The sequence below is a fragment of the Rhodococcus sp. IEGM 1409 genome (assembly GCF_030056735.1).
Classification (GTDB): domain Bacteria; phylum Actinomycetota; class Actinomycetes; order Mycobacteriales; family Mycobacteriaceae; genus Rhodococcus_F.
The window spans coordinates 21,531-46,353 of record NZ_JASHKN010000017.1 but is presented as its reverse complement, the minus strand read 5'-3'; the positions used below and the strand labels follow the sequence as shown (position 1 = coordinate 46,353).

Genomic DNA, 24,823 nt, shown 5'->3' with positions numbered 1-24,823 from the left:
ACCGTAACGGACCCGGTACCCATACACTCCCTCACGGGCACATCGGGACGGTAGCCTGGAAGAGAACCGATTCCCCCGCTGACGAGGAGGTCGTGATGCCACAAGGTCTGATGCTCATCGCGTACGACGGTTCCGACAACGCCAAGCGCGCCGTAAACTATGCGGGGCGTTTCCTCTCCGCCAATCGTGCTGTTCTCGTCACCGCCTGGGAGCCGATGGTTCGCCAGGCCGCTCGCATGTCAGGCCTGTCCGGGGTGATGCAACCGGAGTGGGTTCCCGACGACGACGTCGAGGACATCGCGTACACCGACGCCAAAGTCACCCTCGCCGAGGGCGTCGCGCTGGCTGAAGCCGCGGGCCTGACCGTCGAAGGTAGAAGCGCCGAGTGCCGATCCGCGATCTGGTCTGCAATCGTCGAAACCGCAGACGAATTGGACGTCGACATCATCGTGACCGGCACCCGCGGTACAACGGGTTTGCGGTCGCTACTGCAGAGCAGCGTCGCGGATCATGTTCTGCGTCACAGTCATCGGCCGGTGTTGATCGTCCCTCCAGGTAAGTGACCTTCGCGCATTCCTGATCGATGGCCGACTAGTGTCGAAAGCACCATGGACGGTTTTGTTCTCTCGCGCCCCGATCACAGCGTGGTCACCCGCGGCGTACGACGCAGCTTCGACAGCGCCGTTGCAGCCGCCAACGCTTTGTCGGCAGGTTCGGCCAAGCTGATCGTCGGCGCTCTTCCTTTCGACCCGGCTGCCGCAACGGCGTTGTACGAGCCTGCCGAGGCAACGATCACGCCCCGGCCGTGGCAACCGGTTGATCCCCAGGCACTGCCCACGACCCGGATCGGCCGAGAGATCCCGTCGTCGTCGGAGCATCTCCGTCGAGTGGAAAAGTTGATCGGACGCCTCCGCAGCGGAGAGATCGACAAAGTTGTCGCGGCTCGCACTGTGGAGCTTCGGACGCAGACCCCGATCTCCCCGACCGCGCTCGCCGCACGCATGGCGGCGCTCAATCCCGTCGCCAACACCTTTGCCGTCGACCTCTCTGCGGCGGGAGCCGAATTCGAGGGCCACAGCCTGGTCGGCGCAACACCCGAGGTGTTGGTGAGTCGACGCGGGCGCGTCGTGACATGTCGCCCGTTGGCCGGGACCGCAAAGCGGTCCGCCGACGCCGATCTAGACCGCGAGGCAGGCGAGAGCCTTCTGCATTCGACGAAGAACCTGGCCGAGCACGCCTTCGTGACCTCGTGGATCCGCGAGATCCTGCAACCGATGTGCAGTGATTTGTCGGTACCGGCGATACCCGAACTGACCAATACCCACGAGGTCTGGCACTTGGCCAGCCCGATCCGCGGCACGCTGCGAGACGACACGACTGCGCTCGCCCTCGCCATCGCCCTGCATCCGACGCCGGCGCTGTGCGGAACACCCACTGACGCGGCGCTGAAGGTCATCCGCGAGACCGAGGAGCCACGCCGTTTCTACGGGGGCGCCGTGGGATGGTGCGACGATGCCGGTGACGGGGATTGGGTGGTCGCCATCCGTTGCGCCGAGATCAGTGCAGACGGTCTCAATGCCTGGGCCAGCGCGGGTGGCGGAATTGTCGCCGAGTCGGACCCGCAGGACGAGCTCGACGAAACGTCCACGAAACTGCGCACCCTGTTGACCGCGCTCGGTGCGGAAACCCTCAACTGACCAGCACGTCACGAGGGTAATCGTCCGGATTCTCGAGTGCGGGTGATACCTTGACCCGAGCAGTTCGTACGGGCCGGTAAGTCCGTCCGACCGCGAACGACCGACTAACGACCAATTGGGAGATCCGCGATGACGAAGTTCCTTGTCCCCGGTGTGGCCAGCGCTGTCATCGGTGCCGTTCTGGGTGCCGGCGTCATCTTCGGTGTCACGGCCGCCGCGTCGGACAACACTCGTCCCGAGATCGACCGCAGCGGAAACGCAGATTCTTCCGTGCTGAACCAGGTTGAGTACGGCAGCCGCTGAGAGCGCAGGCCTCGCGAGTTCCCGTTCTTCCGCCGACGCAGCGGTGTCTTCGGTAGACACCGCCCCGTCGGCAGAGCCCCTGTCGAAGCGGTGGCTGTTCGGCGCCTCCGTCGTAGCGTTTCTTCTCACTTTTCTGCAATCGCCGGGTCTGATCACCGCTGACACCAAGTACGACCTGACGCAGAATCCGTTCGGTTTTCTCGAACGCGCGTCGCATCAGTGGAGTAGTCAGGCCCCGCTCGGCCAGGTTCAGAATCAGGCCTACGGATACTTCTTTCCGCACGGGCCGTTCTTCGCGCTCGGCGAGTTGGCGAACGTTCCACCATGGATCACCCAGCGCATCTGGTGGGCTCTGCTCCTGATCGCAGGTTTCTGGGGCATCATCCGAGTTGCCGAGGCTCTCGGAATCGGCAGCCGTAGTTCGCGCGTCATCGCGGCGGTTGCCTTCGTACTTTCTCCCCGCGTACTCACTACGCTCGGCTCGATTTCCTCGGAAACCCTGCCGATGATGTTGGCGCCGTGGGTGTTGTTGCCAGTGGTTTTGGCCTTCGGCCCTGTGCGCGGAAAAGGAGTCCCTGGACTCCCTGACCGCTCACGGGGGTTGAGGCGGTTGGCCGCACAATCCGCCCTCGCCGTCGCGCTCATGGGTTCGATCAATGCCGTCGCCACCGCCGCAGCCTGCCTTGTCGCAATCATCTGGTGGCTCTCGCACAAACCCAACCGAATGTGGCTGACGTTCACCGCCTGGTGGGCCCTGTTCGTGGCCCTCGGCACTCTCTGGTGGATCGTCCCGCTCCTGCTGCTCGGCAAGATCAGCCCGCCGTTCCTCGACTACATCGAGTCCGCCGGTGTCACCACTCAGTGGGCGTCGCTGGGGGAGATACTTCGCGGCACGGACAGTTGGACCCCGTTCGTCTCCCCCGAACGCATTGCCGGCGCCGTTCTGGTCACCCAGCCCGCAGCAGTCGTCGCCACCGGTCTGGTTGCCGCCGCCGGCCTCGCCGGGCTCTGCATGCGGTCCACGCCTGCTCGCGGCAGGCTGACGCTCATCCTGTTCGTCGGTATCACCGGCCTGGCCGCGGGGTACGTCGGTGAACTCAGCTCGCCGGTGTCGGAGTCGGTGCGCCTGTTCCTCGACTCGGCGGGCGCTCCGCTGCGCAACGTCCACAAGCTCGAGCCGTTGGTCCGTCTGCCGCTCGTGCTCGGACTCGCACACCTACTCGCCAAAGTGCCGCTGCCGGGATCGGTTCCGCTCGCCCGATGGCGACGCGCGTTCATCCATCCCGAGCGCGAACCGATGGTCGCACTGACCAGCCTGATCCTCGTTGCCCTCACCCTCTCCACCGCCTTGGCCTGGACGGGAAAACTCGCTCCCCGCGGTGCATACCCGGACGTCCCCTCGTACTGGAACGAGGCAGCGCAGTGGCTCGAGGACAACACCTCACCCGGATCGGAAGCAGAACGTGCCCTGGTCGTCCCGGGAGCGCCGTTCGGCAGCCAGGTCTGGGGCCTGACGCGTGACGAGCCGCTTCAGGCGTTGGCGAGTACGCCGTGGGCAGTGCGTGATTCGGTCCCGCTGACCCCGCCCGGCGCCATCCGCGCGCTCGATTCGGTGCAACGTCTGATTGCCGATGGTCGCCCGTCGGACGGCCTGGCGCAGACCTTGTTGGGGCAGGGCATCCGCTACCTGGTGATGCGCAACGACCTCGACGGCGAGACGTCGCGCTCGGCCAGGCCGATTCTCGTGCATCAAGCGGTCGAAGGTTCGCCCGGGATCGAGCGAGTCGCGCACTTCGGTGAGGACAACAGCCCCGAACCGATCGAAGGCCTGGTCGCGGACAGCGATCTACGCCCCGGTTACCCGGCCATCGAGATCTTCGAGGTCACCCCGCCGGACGGCACCGCGGCGGTCAGTGGACCGTACTCCGTCGACCTGAATCAGGTTCCGCGGGTACAAGGCGGACCGGAATCGACTGTGCGCCTTCACGAAAGCGGGCAGGTTCCGGGGACCGGGCCGATGATCCTGGCGGCCGACGCCGAAGCTGCGGGACTGCCGGTCGATTCGGTCACCGTCACCGACACCCCACGCGATCGAGAAACCGATTTCGGCCAGGTCGACAACCACAGTTCCGCGCTACGTACCCCCGACGACGCTCGTCGCACCTACAACTTGGTGCCCGACTATCCGGTTGCGAACACGCCTCTCGTGGAAGGCCACTGGAGCGGCGCTTCGATCACCGTTTCCAGCGCCGCCTCCGACGCCACCCAGCTGGGCGGCACCTCGCCGTCGAGCAGCCCCGCATCGACGGTCGACGGCGATCCGGCCACCGGTTGGTTCAGCAACGGCATCGAACGAGCACTGGGTCAGTGGTTGCAGATCGACTTCGACGCACCGATTTCCAGTGGCCTGCTCCACCTGACCACCAGTGCTGCTGCGATCGGCGCCCCCGTCAAATGGCTCGAGGTCTCGACACCGAACGGCAGCACGGCGGTGAAGGTGGAGCGTCCGGGCGAGTCCATCACCGTCTCGATCCCGGGTGGCAATACGCCGTGGGTGCGCATCACGGCGACTCACACCGAAAATGGTTCGCCAGGAACACAGTTCGGCATCAGCGAACTCTCCGTCGAAGATTTCTCCGACCGCAATGCTCCGAAGACCGTACCGATCCGTTTCGACACGGTCCTGCCGAGTACGCCGACAGGCGCATCCGTGAACGCCTGGAATCTGAGCCAGGAGTTCCCCGGCCGCAATGCGTGCGCGAACTCGACGGACCGCGTGCGATGCAGCAATGCGTTCATGGCGATACCCGAAGAGCCCAGCCGTTTCCAGCGCACACTCACGGTTCCCGAAAACACCGTGGTTGCGCCGGAACTGACTGTCCGCGCGCGTCAGGGCAACGCCCTCGAAGACCTCCTTTCCGTCCCCGGCCGAATCACGGCTTCGGGTTCGAGTGACATCGGCGACACTCGCGGAGCTGCCTTCGCTGCCACCGACGGCGACGCACGCACCACGTGGTCGGCGCCGCAGCGCACCACCGAACCTGGCGGCCCGAAACCGACTCTGACACTTACCCTCCCCGAGCCAACCCTGGTCACCGGTCTGGACATCACACGGGGACTCGGCGCCCTCCCGTCGCTGCCGACCAGCGTCGCGGTGAACCTCGGCAACGGCCCGCAGGTCCGAGAACTGCCCGACCTCGAGGACGAGACGCCTCAGACCAGTCGAGTTTCCCTCTCCCCCTTCGTCACCGACAAGATCGTCCTGAGTGTCACCGACTGGGAACCCGTCCTCGATCAGACGGCACTCGGCTTCGCCCAGGCACAGCCCACCGGCCTCGCCGAGGTCGGCGTCGTCGGCGCTGACGGAACCCCGATCGCCGATTCCGGAGTACAGAACACGGACGCACTCGACAACCGCACCGTCACCGTCCCGTGTGGCGACGGCCCGACCATTTCGGTTGCCGGACAGCAGTTCCCCACCTCGATCACGGCGACGGCGGCCCAGTTACGGAACGGCGCACCGGTCGAGGCGCTCGCGTGCGGCCCGAACGCGTCGGCACCCCTGCCTGCGGGACAGCCCGAAGTGGTCGTCGAACCCGGCCCGGCGTTCTCTGTCGACAACCTCGACCTGACGGCTGTCGATCCATCACCCGCGCAAAGGAATACGCCACTCGAATCGACCGCGTGGACGGCGAATCACCGGGAACTCACCCTCACGAGCTCGTCCACCGATCAGCTGATCGTCAATCCCGAGAGCACCAGCATCGGCTGGATCGCTACAGCGCCGGACGGTTCCGAACTGACGCCGGTGGTCGTGAACGGATGGCAGCAGGGCTGGATCGTGCCGGCAGGCACCGCGGGAACCGTCACCATCGACTTCCCCAGTGACCGTTGGTACCGCCTCGGCATCTTCGGCGGACTCGTGTTGCTGATCCCGCTGCTGTTCGCAGCTTTTGTCCCCGGACGCCGAGAACCCAAGCCCCTCACATCACCCCGACCGTGGCGCAGCGTCGCGGCGGGATGGGTGGGCGTGCTCGCGGCGGCCACCGTCATCGGCGGCGGTGTGGGAGCGGCGATCGCGGTTGTCTGTTCGATCCTCGGGCTCACCGCGCTGCGAATCTTCGGCCCGGCTCGAACCGCACGAATCCTGGTCGGCACTGCCGGCGTGGCCGCGATGATCGGCATCACGCTGCTCTCGACGGGACCGTGGCGGGCACCGGGCGGCTACGTGGGCGACTCGTTCGCGATTCAGTTCTCGATGTTGGTCGCCTTGGTCGTGACCGGGTTGGCCGCACTACCCTTTGCCGGTTCACCGATGTGGCGACGCTTCTCCCACCGCGTCACCGCCACGCGCGCCGGTTCCTCCACCAAGGCGTAACTGGCCGAGGCCACAGCGACGCTCAGGACGACCGTGAGGGCCAGGACGTAGAAGAAGCTGCCCGAGAACGGAACTATGCCGAACACGGGGAACACAGCGTTCAGTACGGCCAGGTGCCAGATGAACAGGCCGTAGGACCAGCGTCCAATTGCCAGCGCCAAGGGACTGGCCAGGAACCGATGCTGCGATTGATCGCGCAGAACCAGTGGCGCGATCAACGAGAAGCTGATGATCGCGCCCAGAGCAATCTTGATCGCGTACTGCCACGGCTCCGGCCGCACCAGACCTTCGGGCCCGGCCAGATCGGTACACGAGAGAACGAAGGCGACAAAGGCAACAAAAGTCAGGAATACCCGACGGTGCGCGAGGCGATGCACCCACGTCGACGGGCCCACTGCCAGCTCGGCCAGGACCATGCCGACGCCGAACCACGGCAGGTAGCCGGGCAGCCAGTTGTCGTGGTGGATGGCGTCCGGCGTCGGAATCGGAATGAATGCCCACGTCAAGGCCAAGACCGACACCCCGAGCAGAAGCGGTAGCCGGAACCGGGCCGAGCTGCCGCGCAGTCGCACCATCAGATACGCGAACAGTGGCAACAGAACATAGAACGCCACCTCGACCGACAGGCTCCACATCTGCGTGAGCCCCTCGGTAAGCGTCAGCGGCACGAACACCTGCGCCAACCCGAGATTCGCCAGCCACACCTGGTATCCCCCGCTTGCGCCGGGCAGGAACAGCAGGATCAGGACCACCGCCACCCAGTACGCGGGCAGAATGCGCGTCGCGCGGGAGATCCAGTATCGGACGGTCGACTGCGGCTGCCCGATTCCGCGAGCCTTTGCCGCGTGGGGGCGCCACAGCAGAAATCCGGACAAAGCAAAGAACACCGCTACGGCGAGGTCGAGTCGGCCGAACGCGCGCCCGATCGCACCGGACTGCGCTTCACCTGTCTGGAACGCGACATGGGTGACGAGGACGCCGAGCGCGGCCAGTCCACGCATACCGTCCAAAGCTGGAACGAAGCCCCGAGCCTGCGGCGGGACCGTCTGAGAGGAATTCGTGGAACTGATCATCACGGATAAGTGTGCACCCCAGGCCGATTGAGGGAAACCACCAGGGACTCGCAACAAAATGCCTGGCCAATTCATGCCCTCATGCGACAAACCGGGCCAGTGGACTGTTAGTGTTCTGCCACACATGGTGTCCATCGGGGGCCCCATGCGATCTGCGCAGCTCATATTGTGCCGGTTGGGGAACCTCGAAAGACTTAACGGGTTAGGAGTCACAGCATGGCGGAACGCTCAGGGCCGAGCCGGATACTTCCTTGCATTCTGGTGGGCCTCGGTGCCTTCCTTTTGGCCATCGCCATCCTCATTCCTACCTACACGGTAGGCAAGCTGGAGAAGACGCCACTCGACCTCGAGGTGACCACCGTCGCCACAGGTACCGGTAGCGTCCTCAACTCGGCGGCACTCCTCGGCGGCAAGGCACAGGTCGACACCAACGTGCCGATCGTCGCTCAGCGATACGTCACCACACAGGACCCGTCCGACGCCGACATCATCACCGTCGAAGCCGGCCAGACGGTCCGTCGTACCGACAAGCAGGGCGACACCGGACTGCTGACCGCAACCCTGGACCGCGTCACGCTCGATCGCGTCAGCTCGATGCCGACCAACGATCCGGTCGGAACCGTCCAGACCTCCAGCGACCAGCCCGCCGAAGAAGTTTCCCGCGACGGTCTGCAGTACAAGTTCCCGTTCAACACGGAACAGAAGAGCTACCCCTACTTCGACCTGAACGCTCGCGCCACGAAGGACATCGACTTCGTCGAAGAGACCGAGATCAACGGTCTGAAGGTGTACCACTTCCAGCAGACGATCGATCCCGTCGACCTGTCGAAGGTCGTCAACTCCCCCACCAACAAGCTGAGCCTGCCCGCCGACACCTGGGGCGTTCCCGGTGGCGCTACTCCGATCACGATGACGCGTTGGTACACCAACGTCCGTGACCTGTGGGTCGAGCCCAAGACCGGCGTTGTCGTCAAGGGCCAGGAGCAGTTGCACCAGTACTACGGACGCAACAAGGATGCCGTCGACGTCGAGGTTCTCAAGGTCACCCTGCCCTTCGACGAAGCGACCATCGAGTACCAGGTCCAGCAGGCACGTGACGGCATGGACAAGCTCTCGCTGTTCGGCCGCACCGTCCCGATCGTGGCAGGTGTCCTCGGCGTCATCGCGCTGATCGCCGGTATCTTCCTCGGCCTTCGCGGCGGCAAGGGCGGAACTCCGGCCCGCGCTGCACACGGCGGAACAAACCAGAATCCCAGCGGCCACGGCTCGCCCGAGCCGGCTCCGGGTGAGCACGACTGGACCTCGGACGACACTCAGGTGATCCCGCGTCCGGATCTGCGCAAGGACTGACTCAGGCAGTAAGTAGAGCGCCCCTTCCACACGGAAGGGGCGCTTTGCTGCGTTTCGGGATGTTGTTGCCGGATCGGCGTACGGATTGGCGCGACGGGTCGTTCCCTCCGCACAGTCACGGGCTTAGCGTTTTCTGGAAGTCCAGATCACCCCGAGCACGAGGAGCCACATGCCCGCATCAACAGTTCTGGGGTCGCACAGCTGTGTCAGCGATCTGACGCGACGGAGATTCGTGGTCGGCACGGCAGCATTCTCCGGGCTGTTCGCCGCCGGTTGCGCACGATCCGCCGGGACCGAAGGCGATGCATCCGGGATGCGCACGGTCACGACCTCTCTCGGAACCTACGACATTCCGGTCACCCCGAAGCGCGTCGTCGCGATCGACTCCCGACTCGACCTCGAACCAGCCGTCGCGATGGGCCTTCCTGTCATCGCCTACAGCTTCGACGCCGCCGAGCCGTGGGTTCCGGCTGATCCCACGGCGCAGGTGTTCGAGGCACCGGTCAACGTCGAGGCAATTCTCGCCCTGGAACCGGACCTGATCATCTGCACCGACATCGGTGAGGCCTCCGACATGTGGCCGCTGCAGCAGTTGAGCCAGACAGCGCCTGTGCTTCCGATGGACTTCACGCGTCCGTGGCGCGAGAACATCGATCAGTTGGCGAGCTGGCTGGGGCGCACCGAGAACCCCGACGTCCGTCAGGTCATCGGAGCGTACGAGGACAGAGCAGCCGGATTGAAGGAACGCCACGCCCAGAGCTTGGCGAGCAAGCAGGTTGTGCTGCTGAACTACGTGAACCAGAAGGTCAACGGCGTCAACCGCAAGGGCATCTCCACGCAGGTTGCCGAAGACCTCGGCGTGCAACTCCAGTGGCCGGTCGAGGGGCAGAAGGAGATCTCCACCGAAAATCTGGTGACTGCTCTCGACTCGGCCGACGGAATGATCGTCACCACCGCTCCCGGCGTGGATCCCGTCAGCGGCGACCGCGCGATGTGGAACCGTATCCGCGCAGTTCAAGGCGACAACGTCGTCTACACGGGTGGGAACATCAACTATGGATCCGTCTACACCGCGATGCGTACGCTCGACTACTTCGACGATCTGTTCACGCGTCTGGAGAACTGACGCCGCTGCGAGGTGCCGGCCCGGCGCGGTCGGCACTTCGCACTGCGGCGACGGACACCGCCAACGCCGTCGTCGACGCAACCACGACGGCGACACCGATCAACTCTCCCGGCGTCTTCGCCCACACCAGCATGACCGTCGCCTCCACAGCCAGCCCTGCCCATGCCAGAAGGGCCACTCGTGTGCGTTCTGACGCGATTGCGGACAGCAAAGCACCCTGGAGTACCGCCAGCGCTGCACCGTGCAGAGCGAAGGCCCACAGCATCGGAGCCACGGCGGCGTACGCGTCGCCCACGAGCATCGGCACCAGTGGGCCGGCAACCGCCGCCCCGAGAACCAGCACGGCGCCGATACCGACGAGCACCGCCAACGCCGAGCGAACCGCCTGCGCCGAGTGCGCCGGGTTCGCCATCTTCGGGTACAGCACGACGCCCACTGCCTGCGGCAGCCAGAACGCGACCTTCGTCGCGACGGCGCCGAGCGCGTAGACACCGGCGTCGTATTCACTGAGGACGACGCGGACGATCAGCAGGTCCAGCGAGGACAACGCGATCAGCGCGAGCTGAACCTGCGACGCCGCAAGCACGGAGACGACGCCGATCCGCACCGGCCGGTCCTCGCTCACCGAGACGGTTCGGTCGACCACGCGAACTATCACCACCAGCAACGCAGTTCCGGCCGCGCCCGCGACCAATGCCGCGCCTGCTCCGCCGCCGAATGCCAGAACGATCACTGCCGGAAGGACTTTCATCACCCCGGCCCCGGCCAGTACGGCGCTGAGAGTGCCGAATCGACCGTGCCCCTGCAACAACCCCTGTTCCGTGGCCAGCAGAACCAACATGGGCGCGGTCACCAATGCCGAGAACGCCGCCACGATTCCGGTGTCGAGCAGCCACGCCATCGCCGGAGCCAGCGCCACCGCGAGGACGGCGACGATCGCCGTGCATCGATACCCCAACGACCGCAACGCATCTGTGCTCTTGCCACGCACCGCCTCGCGGGCCACCACCGTCTGCAACGCCAATGCCGGAACCGCAAGTACCAACTGGGCGGCAAGCAGACTCGCGAACTCTCCGTAGCCGATCGGCCCCAACCATCGGCTGGCCAACCATGCCAACAGGTACGACGCGACATTGGCCGTCATCGATCCCACCAAAACCATGCCGACCCCGGCCGCGGCGGCGCGATCGAGTGGTTGGCGAGGCATGGCAGTAATGATGCACCACGTATCGTGCGCGTCATGACAGTGCAAGCCGGATACCGCCGTTACCTGCCTGCGGCATACAGCCTGGCGCTGACACTGTTGATCCTCGGACCGCTGCTCGGCCCTGGCTACCTCCTGCTGCGCGACGCCGTCAGCACGCCGCGCTCGTACCTGACCGACTCCGCCCTCGGACTCACCGACGCCGCAGCCCGCGCTGTTCCCCAGGACGCGCTGATCGCAGCGTTGAGCACCGTGATCGACGGCGGACTGGTGGTCAAGTTCATCCTGCTCGCGGCGCTCTGGCTCGCTGGTTGGGGCGCGGCGCGCATGGTCGCCGTCCTGCTGCCGACTGCTGGTCTCGGTCCACAACTCGTCGCCTCGACGGTGATGCTCTGGAACCCGTATGTGGCCGAGCGCCTGCTGCAAGGACATTGGAGCCTGCTGACCGGATATGCCGCACTGCCGTGGATCGTGTGTGCCGGAATCGGAGTTCGCCGAGCCACGCCCGGATCGTGGTGGGCGTTGGCCGCGTCACTGGCATTCGCGGGCCTGACACCTACCGGTGCCCTGCTCGCTCTGACAACTGCGCTGGTGGTGGTTGCCACCCCGGGAGGCCGGAACTCTGCCCTTCGGCGTGTCTGCGGCGCTGTCGGACTGTTCCTCGTCGCCGCTTCACCATGGTTGGTCGCCACCTTCGCATCAGGCGCAGCAGGCGACGGTTCAGATCCAGCGGGAGTCGCCGCCTTTGCCGCCCGAGCGGAACCCGGACTCGCGACGCTCGGCAGCCTCGCCGGTCTCGGCGGTATCTGGAACTCGGCAGCGATACCGTCTACGCGCACAACACTCTTCGCGTTGGTCGGAACACTTCTTCTGCTCGTCGTGGTGATCGCCGGTGCGCCCGCTCTGTGGCGCCGACGCCGGAACCCTGTCGTCAGTGGACTCGGACTGCTGGCACTGTTTGCGGTGCTGGCCCCAACCCTGGGCGCCACCCCGTGGGGGCTCGACGTCGGTCGATGGTCGGTCGACGTGTTCACCGGCGCCGGTCTGCTGCGTGACGCCCAGAAGTGGGTCGCGCTGGCCGTACCGTTCTACGCACTCGCTTCCGCCGCCGCGGTGATGTGGGCAGGCAATCGATTCTCCGTTCCCCGCCCGACATTGTCGATCGCCGCCGTCGTGGTGACGATCGTGGCACTGCCGGATCTGGTGTGGGGCGTCGGCGGCGCGTTGAAGCCCGTGCCCTATCCCGGGTCCTGGACCGCGGTGGCCGAGCAACTGCGAGACGAAACCGGTGACGTTGCAGTGCTTCCCGCCGGGATGTTCCGTGCCTTCCCCTACAGCGGCGATGCGCCGGTACTCGATCCCGCACCACGGTTCCTGCCTCTCGACGTTCTGCAGACCGGCCAACTGGTGGTTGCCGGTGGTGCGGTCGGCGGCGAGGGAACCCGCGCAACTCAGGTCGAGGATCTACTGCTTGCCGGCGGGAGTCCTACGCAGTTGGCCGATCTCGGAGTCGGATGGGTATTGATCGAGCGCGGCACACCGGGTCAGCTCGGCAACTCCGCAACCACACTCGGCGGATTGGAACAGGTCTTCGCCGACGACGATCTCGAGCTCTACCGAGTACCCGGAGACGTTGCCACGCAGGAAGCCTCGACCGGTGCCCGAACTGCCGTCATAGTCGCGCATCTCGCCTGGATACTGATGGGTGTGATCGCGCTGATCTCAGTCGGACTGAACCAGAACCGAATTCGACTCGCACGGCGCGGCGAGTCCTGAGACCCACCGACCGTCCTTGTGTGCAGTCAGCACTTCGAGCACTCCGGTGCCGGTCTGTTCCCAGGAGAACTCGCCGGACCACACGCGAGCTTTCTCACCGAGCACCGTGCGGAGTTCGTGGTCGCGGAGCAGGGTGCCGGCAGCCTGCGTCAGATCGGCGATGTCACCGTCGCCGGCATGCTCGCCGCCGACCAGAAGCCCGGTCACTCCGTCGACGATCGAATCGGTCAGGCCCTTGGAACTGCGGTAGCCGATCGTCGGAACACCGTGCTGCGCAGCCTCGATGACTGCAAGGCCCCATCCTTCTTTTCGCGAAGGCATGAGATGAATCCACGACTGCGCCAGTAGTTCATGTTTACGAACCTCGTCGACGTGACCGTAGAACGAGACGGCGTCACCGATCCCCAACTCGGCGGCACGATCACGCAGGTTCTGCTCCCACCAACCACCACCGATGACGTCGAGTTGGATGCCTGGAAGCGTCGGCCGCAGCGCTGCGACGGCTTCGAGTGCGTCCTCGATCTGCTTGTGCGGCACCAGTCGTGAGAGAACCGAAATGGTGGGGCGCTCGGCCCTGGTGATCGATCCACCCGCGTCGACGCCGACAGGTAGCCGATCGGCACCGTTGCGCACCACGGCAATTCGTTCGCGCTCGACACCGAGATCCACCAATTCTTCCGCCGAGGGAAGCGACACCGTCAGATACTGACTACGCCGATGGGTGCGCGGAGACAATCGCGATTCGACCCACCAGCCGATCCGACCGACGAGCTCGCCTGCCACCGGCCACTGTTCACGATGGCAGTGATGGACAAGAAGCGTGACCGGCGCACCCGCCACGATTTTCGAGAAGAAGGGGATGCCGTTCTGGGTGTCGATCACCGCGTCGGGGCGAATGCCCTTCAGCGATCCGAAGCCCAGACGCCCAGCGGCAATGGCAGCCAGAGCGCGGGGGTACACGCTGAAACGTCCACCGGCTCGGCTGATGGTGATGCCGTCACGAACCTCCGACGCGGGCGCCCCGGGATACAACGCCGTCCGCAGCGTCACCTTGATGCCGCGCTCGGCCAGCTGAGATCCGACCTGCTCGAGGTAACGCTCGCTTCCACCGCCCTGGGGATGCCCGGTATCGCGCCAGCAGAGCAACAGAACCTCGCGCACGTGCGTTACTCCCTGAGTTGGTCGGTGGCCACCACGATTCGGGCGAACCTGCGGGATGCCCCGCCTGACCGGCCGGTAACCCTGCCGAACACCCTAACTGTTCGAGCGTCCGTATTGCCGCGCTCCTGACGGTGTTCGTGGACCGGGCGCCCCAGTGGCTAAAGTTGCTACCCGTGACCAAGCCCGCAGTGACCCGCACTTTCGGCCGACGGGCAACCCTGAAACGCTCGCTGCGCCTGCTCAGCGACTTCCGCCACGAGCAGACCGCACCCGACATCTTCTACGGCGCGCTCGCACGCGACTCCGTCGAATTGATCTCGGACCTGCACGAAGGTCAGACCGGACGATCCCTCGACGGCCTCACCGTCCTCGACGTGGGCGGCGGGCCGGGCTATTTTGCGGAGGTCTTTCAAGCCGCCGGTGCCCGCTATATTCCCGTCGAACCCGATCCGTCGGAGATGCATGCAGCGGGTCTGACCGTGGGCGGTGCGGTGCGTGGATCTGGTTTGGCTCTGCCGTTCCTGGACTCGTCCGTGGACATCTGCTTCTCCTCCAACGTGGCCGAACACGTCAGCGAGCCCTGGCTGATGGCGGAGGAGATGCTGCGCGTGACCAAGCCCAGCGGCTTGATGGTTCTCTCGTACACCCTGTGGTGGGGTCCGTTCGGCGGCCACGAAACCGGGCCATGGCATGCGCTGGGCGGCGAGTACGCGGCCAAGCGGTACCTCCGCAAGACCGGACGCGAACCGAAGAACAAATTCGGGGTGTCGTTGTTCAAAGTCGGCGCCACCGACGGCTTACGCTGGGCCCGTGGAACCAGCCAGGGAACGTTGCTCGCCGCGATCCCGCGCTACCACCCGTCGTGGGCGTGGTGGATGGTCCGAGTCCCCGGCCTACGGGAGTTCCTGGTGAGCAACCTCGTCGTGGTTCTCGAAAAGCGATAGCGACATGCGCCTCGCACTCGACATCGGTGGCACCAAGATGGCTGCCGGCGTCGTGTCAGAGGATGGCCGCGTTCCCGTGTTCGACAGCGTGCCGACGCCGCAGACCGACCCGTGGGGAGCCTGTGCGGCGCTGCTCGAACGAGTCTCCGACGGCCGAGACGTCGACGGTGTGGGCATCGCGTGCGCCGGGCCCGTGGACACCGTCGCCGGCGTCGTCGCTCCCATCAACATCACCGAGTGGGCACAGGGATTCGAGCTGGTAGCGGGCGTCCGCAGCCTCTTTCCCAACGCTGGAACCGCCCTCGCCATGGACGGGGCCGCGGCGGCATTGGCAGAGTTCCACCACGGCGCCGGACGCGGAACCCCGAATCTCCTGAGCCTGGTGGTCTCGACGGGAATCGGTGGCGGAATCGTTCTCGGCGGCGCGATTGCGCGAGGTCGAACCGGCAACGCGGGCCACATCGGCCACCTCGTAGTTCCAGGCTCTTCCGAACCGTGTAGCTGCGGCGGTCTCGGCTGCCTCGAGACGGTGGCGAGTGGCCCCTCCGCGGTGCGATGGGCGCGTAACCAGGGGTGGACGGGCACCACCGGCCGTCAGCTTGCCGAGAGCGCACACAGCGGAGACGCGATCGCCGTGGACGCACTTCGCCGCGCAGGCACGGCGCTCGGCGGTGCCATCGCCTCTACGGCCGCCCTCCTGGACGTGGACCTCGCGGTGATCGGCGGCGGTTTCGCCCAGGCAGGTGCACCGCTGTGGCAACCGATGCTCGACGCGGCTGCCCGACATGCCCGTTTGTCGTTCATCTCAGGGCTCCGGATCGTTCCCGCCGAGCTGGGCGGCGCCGGAACTCTGACCGGCGCAGGTCTGCTCTCGCTCACCGCCGCGATCTGACACGCGTTCCTCCCTGATAAATCCGCAGAGAGTCCCACTAAACGGGTGCCAGCTGTTCCTAATTTCTGTAACGTGTTTTAGTGTTCTGACTCACACCGTTACGGGCACTGCGCGTGACACCTATGGGAAGGAGGTGACCGTGAGCCCAGACGCTTCCTCATCTGACGTTGCCTCGACCGTTTCTTCGACAGAAGGAGCCGAGCATCACGCCCAGGTCGCCCGACCGAGTGATTCCCTCCGCGACACCGAAGACCTCCGTGAACGACTGGAACGGTGGATGGCGGGAAAGGTGCCGCCCGGATCGGCCGTGACCGTCGCCGACGTCACCTTGCCGGCAGCCAACGGCATGTCCAGCGAAACCATTCTCTTCGACGCCACCTGGGACGGCGATCATCATCCCTTGGTCGCCCGGGTGGCGCCGACAGAGTCGACCATGCCGGTGTTCCCGACCTACGACCTCGAATCCCAGTTCCGCACCATGGCGCAGGTGCGCGAGCACTCCGCCGTGCCCGTGCCTGCCGTGTACTGGTCCGAATCCGACCTGGACGCCTTGGGTGCGCCGTTCTTCGTGATGGAACGCATCTCCGGCGACGTGCCACCTGACGTCATGCCGTACAACTTCGGATCGTGGGTCACCGAAGCGTCCCCCGAACAACGAAAGACCCTCCAGCAGAACTCGGTCGACGTCCTGGCTCAATTGCACGCCATCGACAAGCCTTGTGAGCGTTTCGACTTCCTCCGACTCCCGGATTCGGGACAGACTGCACGAGACGCATTCACCGCGCACATCGCCGAGCAGCGCGCGTACTACGAGTGGGTGGTCTCCGACGGCATCAGATCACCGCTCATCGAACGTGCCCTCGACTGGATCGAGGAGAACAATCCCGCAGACGATTCGCCGGCCGTGCTCTGTTGGGGCGACTCGCGCATCGGCAACGTCATGTACCAGGACTTCGCGCCGGTAGCCGTACTCGACTGGGAAATGGCAACTCTCGGCCCGCGAGAGATGGATCTGGGCTGGATGGCATTCCTGCACAGGTTCTTCGAGGACATCGCCGGCCTGGCGAACCTACCCGGCCTTCCCGACTTCCTGAGACTGCCGGATCTCGCGCAGACCTACGCCGAGATCACCGGCCACACCCCACATGATCTGGAGTTCTACGTTACGTACGCTGCACTTCGCCAGGCGGTGATCATGTGGCGAATCCAAGCCCGCGCCATAGCTTTCGGACAGTCGCAGCGACCCGAAGACCCTGACGACATGATCATGCACCGCGCTTCGCTGGCCGCCATGCTGGACGGCACCTACTGGGAGAGGCTCACCTGACATGCTGTCGCCGATGGACGACTACCCCGTTCACCAGATCGCCGAACCGATTCGTCACGTAGCCACCTCGGATCGAAACTTCTACGACCGCTACTACTTCAACTGCTACCCCACCGAATCCCCCGACGTGTTCCTCATCGTCGGACTCGGCCAGTACCCCAACCTCGGCGTCATGGATGCCTTCGCGGTACTGCGCCGCGGTGACGACCACATCGTTGCTCGTATGTCGAAGGCTCTGGGCGCCGACCGTACCGACACCACCGTCGGACCTTTGCGCATCGAAGTGCTGGAAGGACTGCAGAAGCTCCGCGTCGTCCTCGAACCGGGCAGCGAATACGATCTCTCCTTCGACATCACCTTCGACGCCACCATCCCGGCGGCGCTCGAGCCCAAGCACTTTCGTCGCCAACTCGAACGAGTCACGTTCGACACCTCACGCTTCCTGCAAACCGGAACCTGGACCGGATCGCTCACCGTCGACGGGAAGGACTTCGCGATCGACCCGAAGACGTGGCGGGGAAACCGCGACCGTTCGTGGGGTGTGCGTCCGGTCGGAGAAGCCGAACCGCAAGGCAGACGCGCCGTCGACGGAATCCAGAACTTCTTCTGGATCTACGCGGTCATGCAGTTCGACGAGTTCACCATCTCGGTGATCATGCAGGAAGACGAACAGGGCAGGCGCATAGTCGAAGAAGCCATGCGAGTGTGGCCGGACGAAACCAGGGACAACGAATGGCTCGGCCGGCCCGAACACGAGCTGACATTCTGCCCCGACACCCGCGATGTCACCGGAGCAACCATCACCTTCCACCGGCCAGGCGGTGACGTCCTCACCGTCACCTGCGAACTGTTGCTGGCCAACTACATCGGAATCGGCACCGGCTACGGACTCGAACAGGACTGGCGTCACGGAATGTGGCAGGGCGAACTCGTCGTGCAGGGACTGCGCCACAAGGTCCGCGAGATCGAACCGTTCCAACGCATGTTCTCCCCCGTCGACAACCTCGCGTCCTTCACGCTCACGGAAGGCAATTTCGCAGCAGGCGCGAATACCTACTCCGGCACCGGTCTTTTCGAGGTAGCCGCCATCGGACCGCACGAGAAATACGGATTCACCAGTTTCACCGACACCGCTCAGGCAGACGACGCGTATGCCCTCGCGGCGACCGACAACACCGAGGAATGAATTGATGACTGACTACGACAAGCTCTACATCGGTGGAGCATGGGTGGCCCCGGCCACCGACCAGGTACTCGAAGTGTTCTCTCCCGCAACGGAGGAGCGCGTCGGCAGCTGTCCCATCGCAGCACCGGCAGACATCGACGCGGCTGTGTCCGCAGCCCGCACGGCGTTCGAGGGACCGTGGTCACGCACCACCCCCGCCGAGCGCGGCGCGATCCTCGCCAAGGCCGCCAAGCTGATCGAAGAGCGCAGCGCGGAAATCAACCAGCTCATCTCCAACGAGATGGGCCAGCCGCCCGCCATGGTCGGCATGATGCAGCAGACACCCTCGATGGCGACGCTGGGCTACTACGCCGAGCTGGCCGACAAGTTCGCGTGGGAAGAGAAGCGCACCGGCGCATTCGGGCAGACCAAGGTGACCCGTGAGCCCGTCGGCGTCGTCGCCGCCGTGTTGGCCTGGAACGTTCCGCTGTTCCTGGCAATCAACAAGCTGGCACCTGCACTGCTCGCCGGCTGCACCGTACTGCTCAAGCCCGCACCCGAATCTCCGCTGTCCGTCCACGTGATCGCCGAGATCTTCACCGAGGCAGGCGTGCCCGAAGGCGTCATCTCCGTGCTCCCCGGCGGAGCCGAGACCGGCGAATACCTGGTCTCGCATGCGGGCATCGACAAGATCACCTTCACCGGTTCCAGCGCCGTCGGCCGCAAGATCGGTGCCATCGCCGCGCAGAACCTCAAGCGCTGCTCCCTCGAACTGGGTGGCAAGTCCGCCGCGATCATCCTCGAGGACGCCGACATCGCCGCCGGCATGCCGATGCTCGTCATGTCCGGCCTGATGAACACCGGTCAGGCCTGCGTGGCTCAGACCCGAATCCTCGCTCCCCGTTCGCGTTACGACGAGGTCATCGAGGGAATGAAGACCGCTGCAGGCTTCATGACCGTCGGCGATCCGTCCGATCCCGCAGCACAACTCGGCCCGCTGATCTCCGAGAAGCAGCGCGAGCGCGTCGAGGGATACATCGCCAAGGGCAAGGAAGAAGGCGCACGCGTCGTACTCGGCGGTGGACGTCCCGAAGGCCTGGACAAGGGTTGGTACGTCGAACCGACGATCTTCGCCGACGTCGACAACTCGATGACCATCGCACGCGAGGAGATCTTCGGACCTGTTCTCTCGGTGATTCCGTACGACTCCGAGGACGAGGCCATCAAGATCGCCAACGATTCGGACTACGGCCTCGCCGGATCGGTATGGACCACCGACATCGACCACGGCCTCGAAGTTGCCGCGCAGATCCGCACGGGTACCTACGCGATCAACTGGTATGCCTTCGACCCCGGATCACCGTTCGGCGGGTACAAGAACTCCGGTATCGGCCGCGAGAACGGACCCGAGGGCCTCGAGGCCTTCTGCGAGACCAAGTCCGTACTCATGCCGCCCGGCTACGTAGGCTGACCCACCCGGGGCGAGCACCCTTTGCTGACAGTTGGCACCCGTTCCGACCTGCTGGAACGGGTGCCGACCCCGTGAAATGGGTGCCAACTCCCAGCGAATCCACAGATCCACCCGGTACCGTCGAAAACGAATCAGTCATCTCACAAAGGACATTCATATGCTCACCAACGCCATCAACGCTTTCCTCGCACTCTGGGGCAGCGCCTCCGTCGGCAGCAGTGGATACCAGATCCCGTCGGGAACCCTTCCCTTCGGCTCCTGAGACAGGACGACAGAACCCGCTGAGCGCACTTCGCGCGCAGCGGGTTCTGTGGTTTACGCCAGGTTCTCGGCTGACGCGATCATCGATCTCGCGTGCCGCACGACGGCTTCCGTGCGCACCCGAAGTTCTTCGGGTGAATCCGATTCCAGCACAACCCGATGCACCTGGCTGTCCACGGCAGTCACGGTCAGCCGCGAAGTCAACAACGCGTCCTGCGCACTGAATCCACGGCTTTGCAGTACGTCCGAAAATCCCAGTACCAGTTGCCGATTCATTCCTTCGACCTGTTCGATGAGCTCACGCGTACGCGGAACCTGATCGTAGAGCAGGTGAAAGAACTGTCGCGGCTTACTGTTCACTTCGACCGCGCACTCCACCAACATCCTGACGGCCTCGTCGAGGGAGAGTTCACGCTCGACGATGTCGGAAAGGCACACCGCAAAACTTTCCCGCGCGGCCCTCACATGACGGTTCGCCAACTCCGAGAGGATCTCGTACTTGTCGCCGAAATACTGGTAGAGCGAGCCCACCGACACGCCTGCCTCGTCAGCGATCCGGTTAGTGGTCGCCGCCATGCCTTCCGCCGCGAAAACGCGAGTAGCCGCCTCCAGGATCGCGTCGTACGTAGCCCTCGAGCGCTGCTGGGAGGGTCTTTTCCGCCGAGTCGACACGGTTCTCCGATGCGAGTTGTCAGCCGCGACGCCGGTACCGAGAATTGTGTAGGTGACCAGCGCCGATTACTCGAAGTTTATGCCCGCCCGGTACACCGACCACATGCCGGCGCCGACCCCGACGTGGTGGGAGTGGAACGGCAACACCGTCCACGTCGCACGGGCGGTGGTTCCAGACGCGCCGGTTCGGGTTCTCGGCATCCACGGCGCCGGCGGGTACTCGGGCGCGTTGTGGCCGTTTGCCGGGATCGGCGTGAAACTCGGCGCCGAAGTCCTCTTTCCCGATCTTCCGCTGTACGGCGACACCGTTGCAGCCGATCCCGCCGGCGTCCGGTACGAGCAATGGGTCGACCTTCTCTGCGATCTCGTCCGTGCCGAGAAGGCAACCGATGATCGGCCGCTGGTGTTGTTGGGCGCCAGCATCGGCGGTCTGCTGGCCTACGAGGTGGCCGCGCGGACCGGTCTGGCCGACGCCGTCGTCGCTACCTGTCTGCTCGATCCCTCGGATCCGTCAGCCAGAGCTGCCGCAGCGCGGTTCGGCCCGATGGGTATCTACGGCGCTCCCCTGATGCGCCGCACCGATCGGCTGGTGGGCCGCATCCGCGTACCCATCCGTTGGGTCGCCGACGTGGCGAACATGAGCAGCAATCGGGAGCTCGCAACGCTGTGTGCAACGGATCCGCGCGGTGGCGGCGTTCGGGTGCCACTCGGATTCCTCAGCAGCTACTTCTCGTTCGAGCACACCGCGCCCGAATCGTTTCGGACGACGCCTGTCCTGCTCACCCACCCGGCCGACGACCGATGGACGCCACCCGAACTGAGCCTGCAGTTCCTCCGCCGCATCAACGCACCCACCGAATTCGTGATGCTGGACGGGTGCGGGCACTTTCCCGTCGAAGAGCCGGGACTGACGCAGTTCCACGACGCCGTCGCCACACTGCTGCGCTCCGTCGCCGAGCGTCACCACACGAAACCGTCACCACCCGCCTAGCCTGAAGTTCGTGAGTATCGAACCCAAACCTAAGGCCGAGCCGACGGGAAACGGCGACGAGAGCACGACGACAGTCGTACTGGCGTTTGCGGCGAACGCACTGATCGCTGGGGCCAAGACCGCGGCCGCCATCGTCACCGGATCTGCCTCGATGGTCGCGGAGGCCACCCACTCCTGGGCCGATACCGGCAACGAAGTGCTGTTGCTGATCGCGAACCGCCGCTCGAAAAGGGTTCCAGATCAGCAGCAGCCACTCGGCTACGGCCGCGAAGCGTACATCTGGTCGATGTTCGCCGCCCTCGGACTCTTTGCGCTCGGCGCGGGTGTGTCGATCACCCACGGCATCCAGGAACTGTTCCATTCCGAACCGGCGTCCGACTTCGGTGTCGCCTACGCAGTCCTCGGCGTCTCGTTCATCCTCGAAGGCATCTCGTTCCGGCAGGCGTACAAACAACTCCGAAACGAAGCATCGGCCGTGAACCGCGACGTCATGGCCCAGGCACTCAACACGTCCGACCCGACGACCCGGGCCGTGTTCGCCGAAGACGCTGCGGCACTTATCGGTTTGGTCATCGCGTTCGTCGGTGTCCTGCTGCACCAGATCACCGGGTCGCCTATCCCCGACGCCCTCGGTTCCATCTTCGTCGGCATACTTCTCGGGGTCATCGCGATCATCCTGATCGATCGCAACCGCCGATTCCTGGTCGGCGAAGAGGCTTCACCGACGCTGCGGGCAGCAGCCGTCGAAGCCCTCACCCAACTACCCGAGATCAACCGAATCACGTTCTTGCGCATGGAATACCTCGGGCCGCGGCAGGTGTACCTGGTGGCCAGCGTCGATCTGGTCGGTGACTACGCGGAATCGCGAGTGGCCCACACGCTGCGCGAACTCGAACGCTCACTCGAGCAGAGCCCACGCGTCGTGCGGGCGATCCTGACCCTCTCGACGCCCGAAGAACCGTCGATCACAGTCTGAACTTCCGGCCGGGCGATAGGCTCGTTCGATGCGCGCACTGATCGTGATACTGATGGTTCTGGGATTTGTCGTCGGGGGGATTCCCCTGGTGGGCAGTCTGATCGACGTGATGACCAGTCCTGACGAGACCATCGTCTATCAGGGTGCGTACGTGCCACTGCGCGGCGTCCAGATGAGTCGGGACTACGAGTCGTCGATGAACATCGCTTTCGATGCCCGATCGGACGAACCGCACTGGCTCGTCCTCGCCTGCTATCCCCTGATCGGAGCAGCACTGGGCGCTCTGACGGCCGCCGTACTGCGACGTCTCGGGTGGCGCCTGATGCGCGGCTGAACAGACGCCGATGGCCACCCGTCGCTACACGAGGGGTGGCCATCGAAGAAGCTCAGAGGGAACCTTCAGATGTACATCGCAGGATCGATGTAACTGTTCGGGTCCACCAGTTTTTCCTTGGTGGTCCGTGGCCGCGCCACAGCCGGGATACCGGTCGCGATGGATTCGGCCGGAACATCCCTGGTGACAACGGCATTGGCGCCGATAGCGCTACCTTCGCCGATGACGACGGGCCCGAGGATCTTGGCACCCGCACCGACCGTGACCCGGTCACCCAGCGTCGGGTGACGCTTGACCTGCGCGAGCGAGCGACCACCGAGAGTGACGCCGTGATAGAGCATCACGTCGTTACCGACCTCAGCCGTCTCCCCGATCACGACGCCCATGCCGTGGTCGATGAAGAACCGTCGACCGATAGTGGCACCGGGGTGAATCTCGATGCCGGTGACGAAGCGGGTCAGCTGCGAGAGTACCCGCGCCGGGCCGCGTAGCGCAGGGACGGCCCACATGCGATGCGCAACCCGATGTGCCCAAATGGCATGCAGCCCTGAATAAACGAGCGCGTTCTCCACATTGCTGCGCGCGGCAGGATCCTGACCGCGCGCAGCCTGCAGGTCCTCGCGAATTGTCCCGAGGATACTCACAGGTCTCAGTCCCGGATGTGTTCGAACAGCGGGGTGGAGATGTAACGCTCGCCGAAGTCGCACACGACAGCCACGATCAGCTTGCCGGCGTTTTCCGGACGCTTCGCCAGCTCGAGTGCGGCCCATACGATGGCGCCGGACGAGATGCCGCCCAGGATGCCTTCCTGGGTGCCGAGTGCGCGAGCGACCTCGATGGAATCAGGGAACGAGACGTCGATGATCTCGTCGTAGATCTCACGATCGAGGACGTCGGGCACGAAGTTCGCGCCGATTCCCTGGATCTTGTGGGGGCCGGGCTGGCCACCGTTGAGGATCGGCGAGTCGATGGGCTCGACACCGACGATCTTGACCTCGGGCTTGTACTTGCGAAGGGTGCGTCCGACGCCGGTGATGGTGCCGCCGGTGCCGATGCCGGACACGAAGATGTCGACGGCGCCGTCGGTGTCGGCCCAGACCTCTTCGCCCGTCGTGGCCTCGTGGATGGCAGGGTTGGCCGGGTTCGCGAACTGGCTGGCCGAGACGGCGTTCTCGGTCTGCTCGACAATTTCCTTGGCCTTGGCAACTGCACCGGCCATGCCCTCGGAGCCCGGGGTCAGCACGATCTCGGCGCCGTAAGCACGCAGCATGACGCGACGCTCGGTGGACATCGTCTCCGGCATGGTCAGGATGACCTTGTAGCCGCGAGCAGCACCGACCATGGCAAGGGCGATACCGGTGTTACCGCTGGTGCCCTCGACGATGGTGCCACCGGGCTTGAGTGCACCGGACTTCTCGGCGGCGTCGATGATTGCCACGCCGATCCGGTCCTTGACACTGTTGGCCGGGTTGTAGAACTCGAGCTTGACGGCAACCTGTGCGTCCAGGCCCTCGGTCAGACGGTTGAGCCGCACGATCGGGGTGCGCCCGACCAATTCGGTCACGTTGTTGTAGATCCCGCTCATATCTGGTCCTCCTGAGGATCGAGTGTGTCGACCCGCTCGCTGAACTCTTACCGGCTGAAACTGCATAACGGCTGAACTGCTTAACGGCTACAGGCAAAGGGCATACAGACGACCGATGCCGCATCGGTTCATCAAAT

General features: G+C 64.9%; 20 protein-coding genes and 1 pseudogene. 15 read left to right on the top strand and 6 right to left on the bottom strand.

The window, feature by feature from the left end:
• Positions 1 to 95 precede the first annotated feature (95 nt).
• The 4 genes from QM716_RS28835 (at position 96) to QM716_RS29300 (ending at position 6,378) form a co-directional block, all read left to right on the top strand.
• The gene (locus tag QM716_RS28835) at positions 96 to 563 is read left to right on the top strand and encodes a universal stress protein (protein WP_230815001.1); all 468 of its coding nucleotides are present in this window, start codon (positions 96 to 98) and stop codon (positions 561 to 563) included.
• A 45-nt stretch (positions 564 to 608) separates the two neighbouring features.
• Positions 609 to 1,697, top strand: coding sequence for an isochorismate synthase (locus tag QM716_RS28830; RefSeq protein WP_283307664.1), 1,089 nt, complete (start codon positions 609 to 611; stop codon positions 1,695 to 1,697).
• Between the two features lie 129 nt (positions 1,698 to 1,826).
• Positions 1,827 to 2,000, top strand: coding sequence for a DUF2613 domain-containing protein (locus tag QM716_RS28825; protein ID WP_003945488.1), 174 nt, complete (start codon positions 1,827 to 1,829; stop codon positions 1,998 to 2,000).
• 43 nt (positions 2,001 to 2,043) lie between these two features.
• Positions 2,044 to 6,378 (top strand): alpha-(1->3)-arabinofuranosyltransferase, encoded by a 4,335-nt coding sequence (locus QM716_RS29300; RefSeq protein ID WP_349307373.1) that lies wholly within the window; start codon positions 2,044 to 2,046, stop codon positions 6,376 to 6,378.
• A gap of 23 nt (positions 6,379 to 6,401) precedes the next feature.
• Here the strand turns inward: QM716_RS29300 and QM716_RS28815 are convergent.
• A pseudogene (locus QM716_RS28815) lies at positions 6,402 to 7,451 on the bottom strand (acyltransferase family protein); the annotation flags it as partial.
• A 216-nt stretch (positions 7,452 to 7,667) separates the two neighbouring features.
• Between QM716_RS28815 and pgfA the strand changes: the two are divergent.
• Both pgfA and QM716_RS28805 read left to right on the top strand, forming a co-directional pair.
• Positions 7,668 to 8,801: a cell envelope lipid trafficking protein PgfA gene (pgfA, locus tag QM716_RS28810; protein ID WP_283307662.1), complete on the top strand. Its 1,134-nt coding sequence runs from the start codon at positions 7,668 to 7,670 to the stop codon at positions 8,799 to 8,801.
• A 169-nt stretch (positions 8,802 to 8,970) separates the two neighbouring features.
• Complete coding sequence (locus QM716_RS28805; RefSeq protein WP_283307661.1) at positions 8,971 to 9,927, top strand: ABC transporter substrate-binding protein; 957 nt, start codon at positions 8,971 to 8,973, stop codon at positions 9,925 to 9,927.
• Here the strand turns inward: QM716_RS28805 and QM716_RS28800 are convergent.
• Entirely contained in the window at positions 9,908 to 11,134 is a 1,227-nt protein-coding gene (locus QM716_RS28800) for a lipopolysaccharide biosynthesis protein (RefSeq protein WP_283307660.1), read from the bottom strand. The two genes, QM716_RS28805 and QM716_RS28800, sit on opposite strands and share 20 nt — an antisense overlap.
• A 33-nt stretch (positions 11,135 to 11,167) precedes the next feature.
• On the opposite strand from QM716_RS28800, the gene QM716_RS28795 reads away from it, so the two are divergent.
• A complete protein-coding gene (locus tag QM716_RS28795; protein ID WP_283307659.1) occupies positions 11,168 to 12,907 on the top strand; it encodes an MmpA family trehalose lipid delivery protein in 1,740 nt (579 codons plus the stop codon).
• On the opposite strand, the gene QM716_RS28790 is transcribed toward QM716_RS28795, so the two are convergent.
• Positions 12,854 to 14,068, bottom strand: a complete 1,215-nt coding sequence (locus QM716_RS28790; RefSeq protein WP_283307658.1) for a glycosyltransferase family 4 protein — start codon at positions 14,066 to 14,068, stop codon at positions 12,854 to 12,856. The genes QM716_RS28795 and QM716_RS28790 overlap by 54 nt on opposite strands.
• Positions 14,069 to 14,241: 173 nt before the next feature.
• Between QM716_RS28790 and QM716_RS28785 the strand changes: the two genes are divergently transcribed.
• The 5 genes from QM716_RS28785 to QM716_RS28765 all read left to right on the top strand — a co-directional run bounded on the left by QM716_RS28785 (position 14,242) and on the right by QM716_RS28765 (position 19,867).
• Complete coding sequence (locus QM716_RS28785) at positions 14,242 to 15,012, top strand: class I SAM-dependent methyltransferase (protein WP_283307657.1); 771 nt, start codon at positions 14,242 to 14,244, stop codon at positions 15,010 to 15,012.
• Between the two features lie 4 nt (positions 15,013 to 15,016).
• Positions 15,017 to 15,904, top strand: a complete 888-nt coding sequence (locus QM716_RS28780) for an ROK family protein (protein WP_283307656.1) — start codon at positions 15,017 to 15,019, stop codon at positions 15,902 to 15,904.
• A gap of 133 nt (positions 15,905 to 16,037) precedes the next feature.
• On the top strand, positions 16,038 to 17,231 hold the full coding sequence (locus tag QM716_RS28775; protein WP_502942175.1) for a phosphotransferase family protein: 1,194 nt from the start codon (positions 16,038 to 16,040) through the stop codon (positions 17,229 to 17,231).
• A 1-nt stretch (position 17,232) separates the two neighbouring features.
• Positions 17,233 to 18,417: an Rv3169 family protein gene (locus tag QM716_RS28770; RefSeq protein WP_283307654.1), complete on the top strand. Its 1,185-nt coding sequence runs from the start codon at positions 17,233 to 17,235 to the stop codon at positions 18,415 to 18,417.
• 4 nt (positions 18,418 to 18,421) lie between these two features.
• Complete coding sequence (locus QM716_RS28765) at positions 18,422 to 19,867, top strand: aldehyde dehydrogenase (RefSeq protein ID WP_283307653.1); 1,446 nt, start codon at positions 18,422 to 18,424, stop codon at positions 19,865 to 19,867.
• Between the two features lie 315 nt (positions 19,868 to 20,182).
• On the opposite strand, the gene QM716_RS28760 is transcribed toward QM716_RS28765, so the two are convergent.
• Positions 20,183 to 20,704, bottom strand: coding sequence for a TetR/AcrR family transcriptional regulator (locus QM716_RS28760; RefSeq protein WP_502942174.1), 522 nt, complete (start codon positions 20,702 to 20,704; stop codon positions 20,183 to 20,185).
• A gap of 148 nt (positions 20,705 to 20,852) precedes the next feature.
• Between QM716_RS28760 and QM716_RS28755 the strand changes: the two genes are divergently transcribed.
• The 3 genes from QM716_RS28755 to QM716_RS28745 are packed head-to-tail and all read left to right on the top strand — an operon-like array spanning position 20,853 to position 23,101.
• The gene (locus QM716_RS28755) at positions 20,853 to 21,791 is read left to right on the top strand and encodes an alpha/beta hydrolase (protein ID WP_283307651.1); all 939 of its coding nucleotides are present in this window, start codon (positions 20,853 to 20,855) and stop codon (positions 21,789 to 21,791) included.
• Between the two features lie 10 nt (positions 21,792 to 21,801).
• Positions 21,802 to 22,767, top strand: coding sequence for a cation diffusion facilitator family transporter (locus tag QM716_RS28750; protein WP_283307650.1), 966 nt, complete (start codon positions 21,802 to 21,804; stop codon positions 22,765 to 22,767).
• A gap of 28 nt (positions 22,768 to 22,795) precedes the next feature.
• Positions 22,796 to 23,101, top strand: coding sequence for a hypothetical protein (locus tag QM716_RS28745; protein ID WP_283307649.1), 306 nt, complete (start codon positions 22,796 to 22,798; stop codon positions 23,099 to 23,101).
• A gap of 65 nt (positions 23,102 to 23,166) precedes the next feature.
• Here the strand turns inward: QM716_RS28745 and epsC are convergent, their stop codons facing one another.
• Positions 23,167 to 23,745 carry a serine O-acetyltransferase EpsC gene (gene epsC, locus QM716_RS28740; protein WP_283307648.1) on the bottom strand — a complete coding sequence of 193 codons (579 nt, stop codon included), beginning with the start codon at positions 23,743 to 23,745 and terminating at the stop codon, positions 23,167 to 23,169.
• 5 nt (positions 23,746 to 23,750) lie between these two features.
• Entirely contained in the window at positions 23,751 to 24,686 is a 936-nt protein-coding gene (gene cysK, locus QM716_RS28735) for a cysteine synthase A (RefSeq protein ID WP_019747115.1), read from the bottom strand.
• Positions 24,687 to 24,823 lie beyond the last annotated feature (137 nt).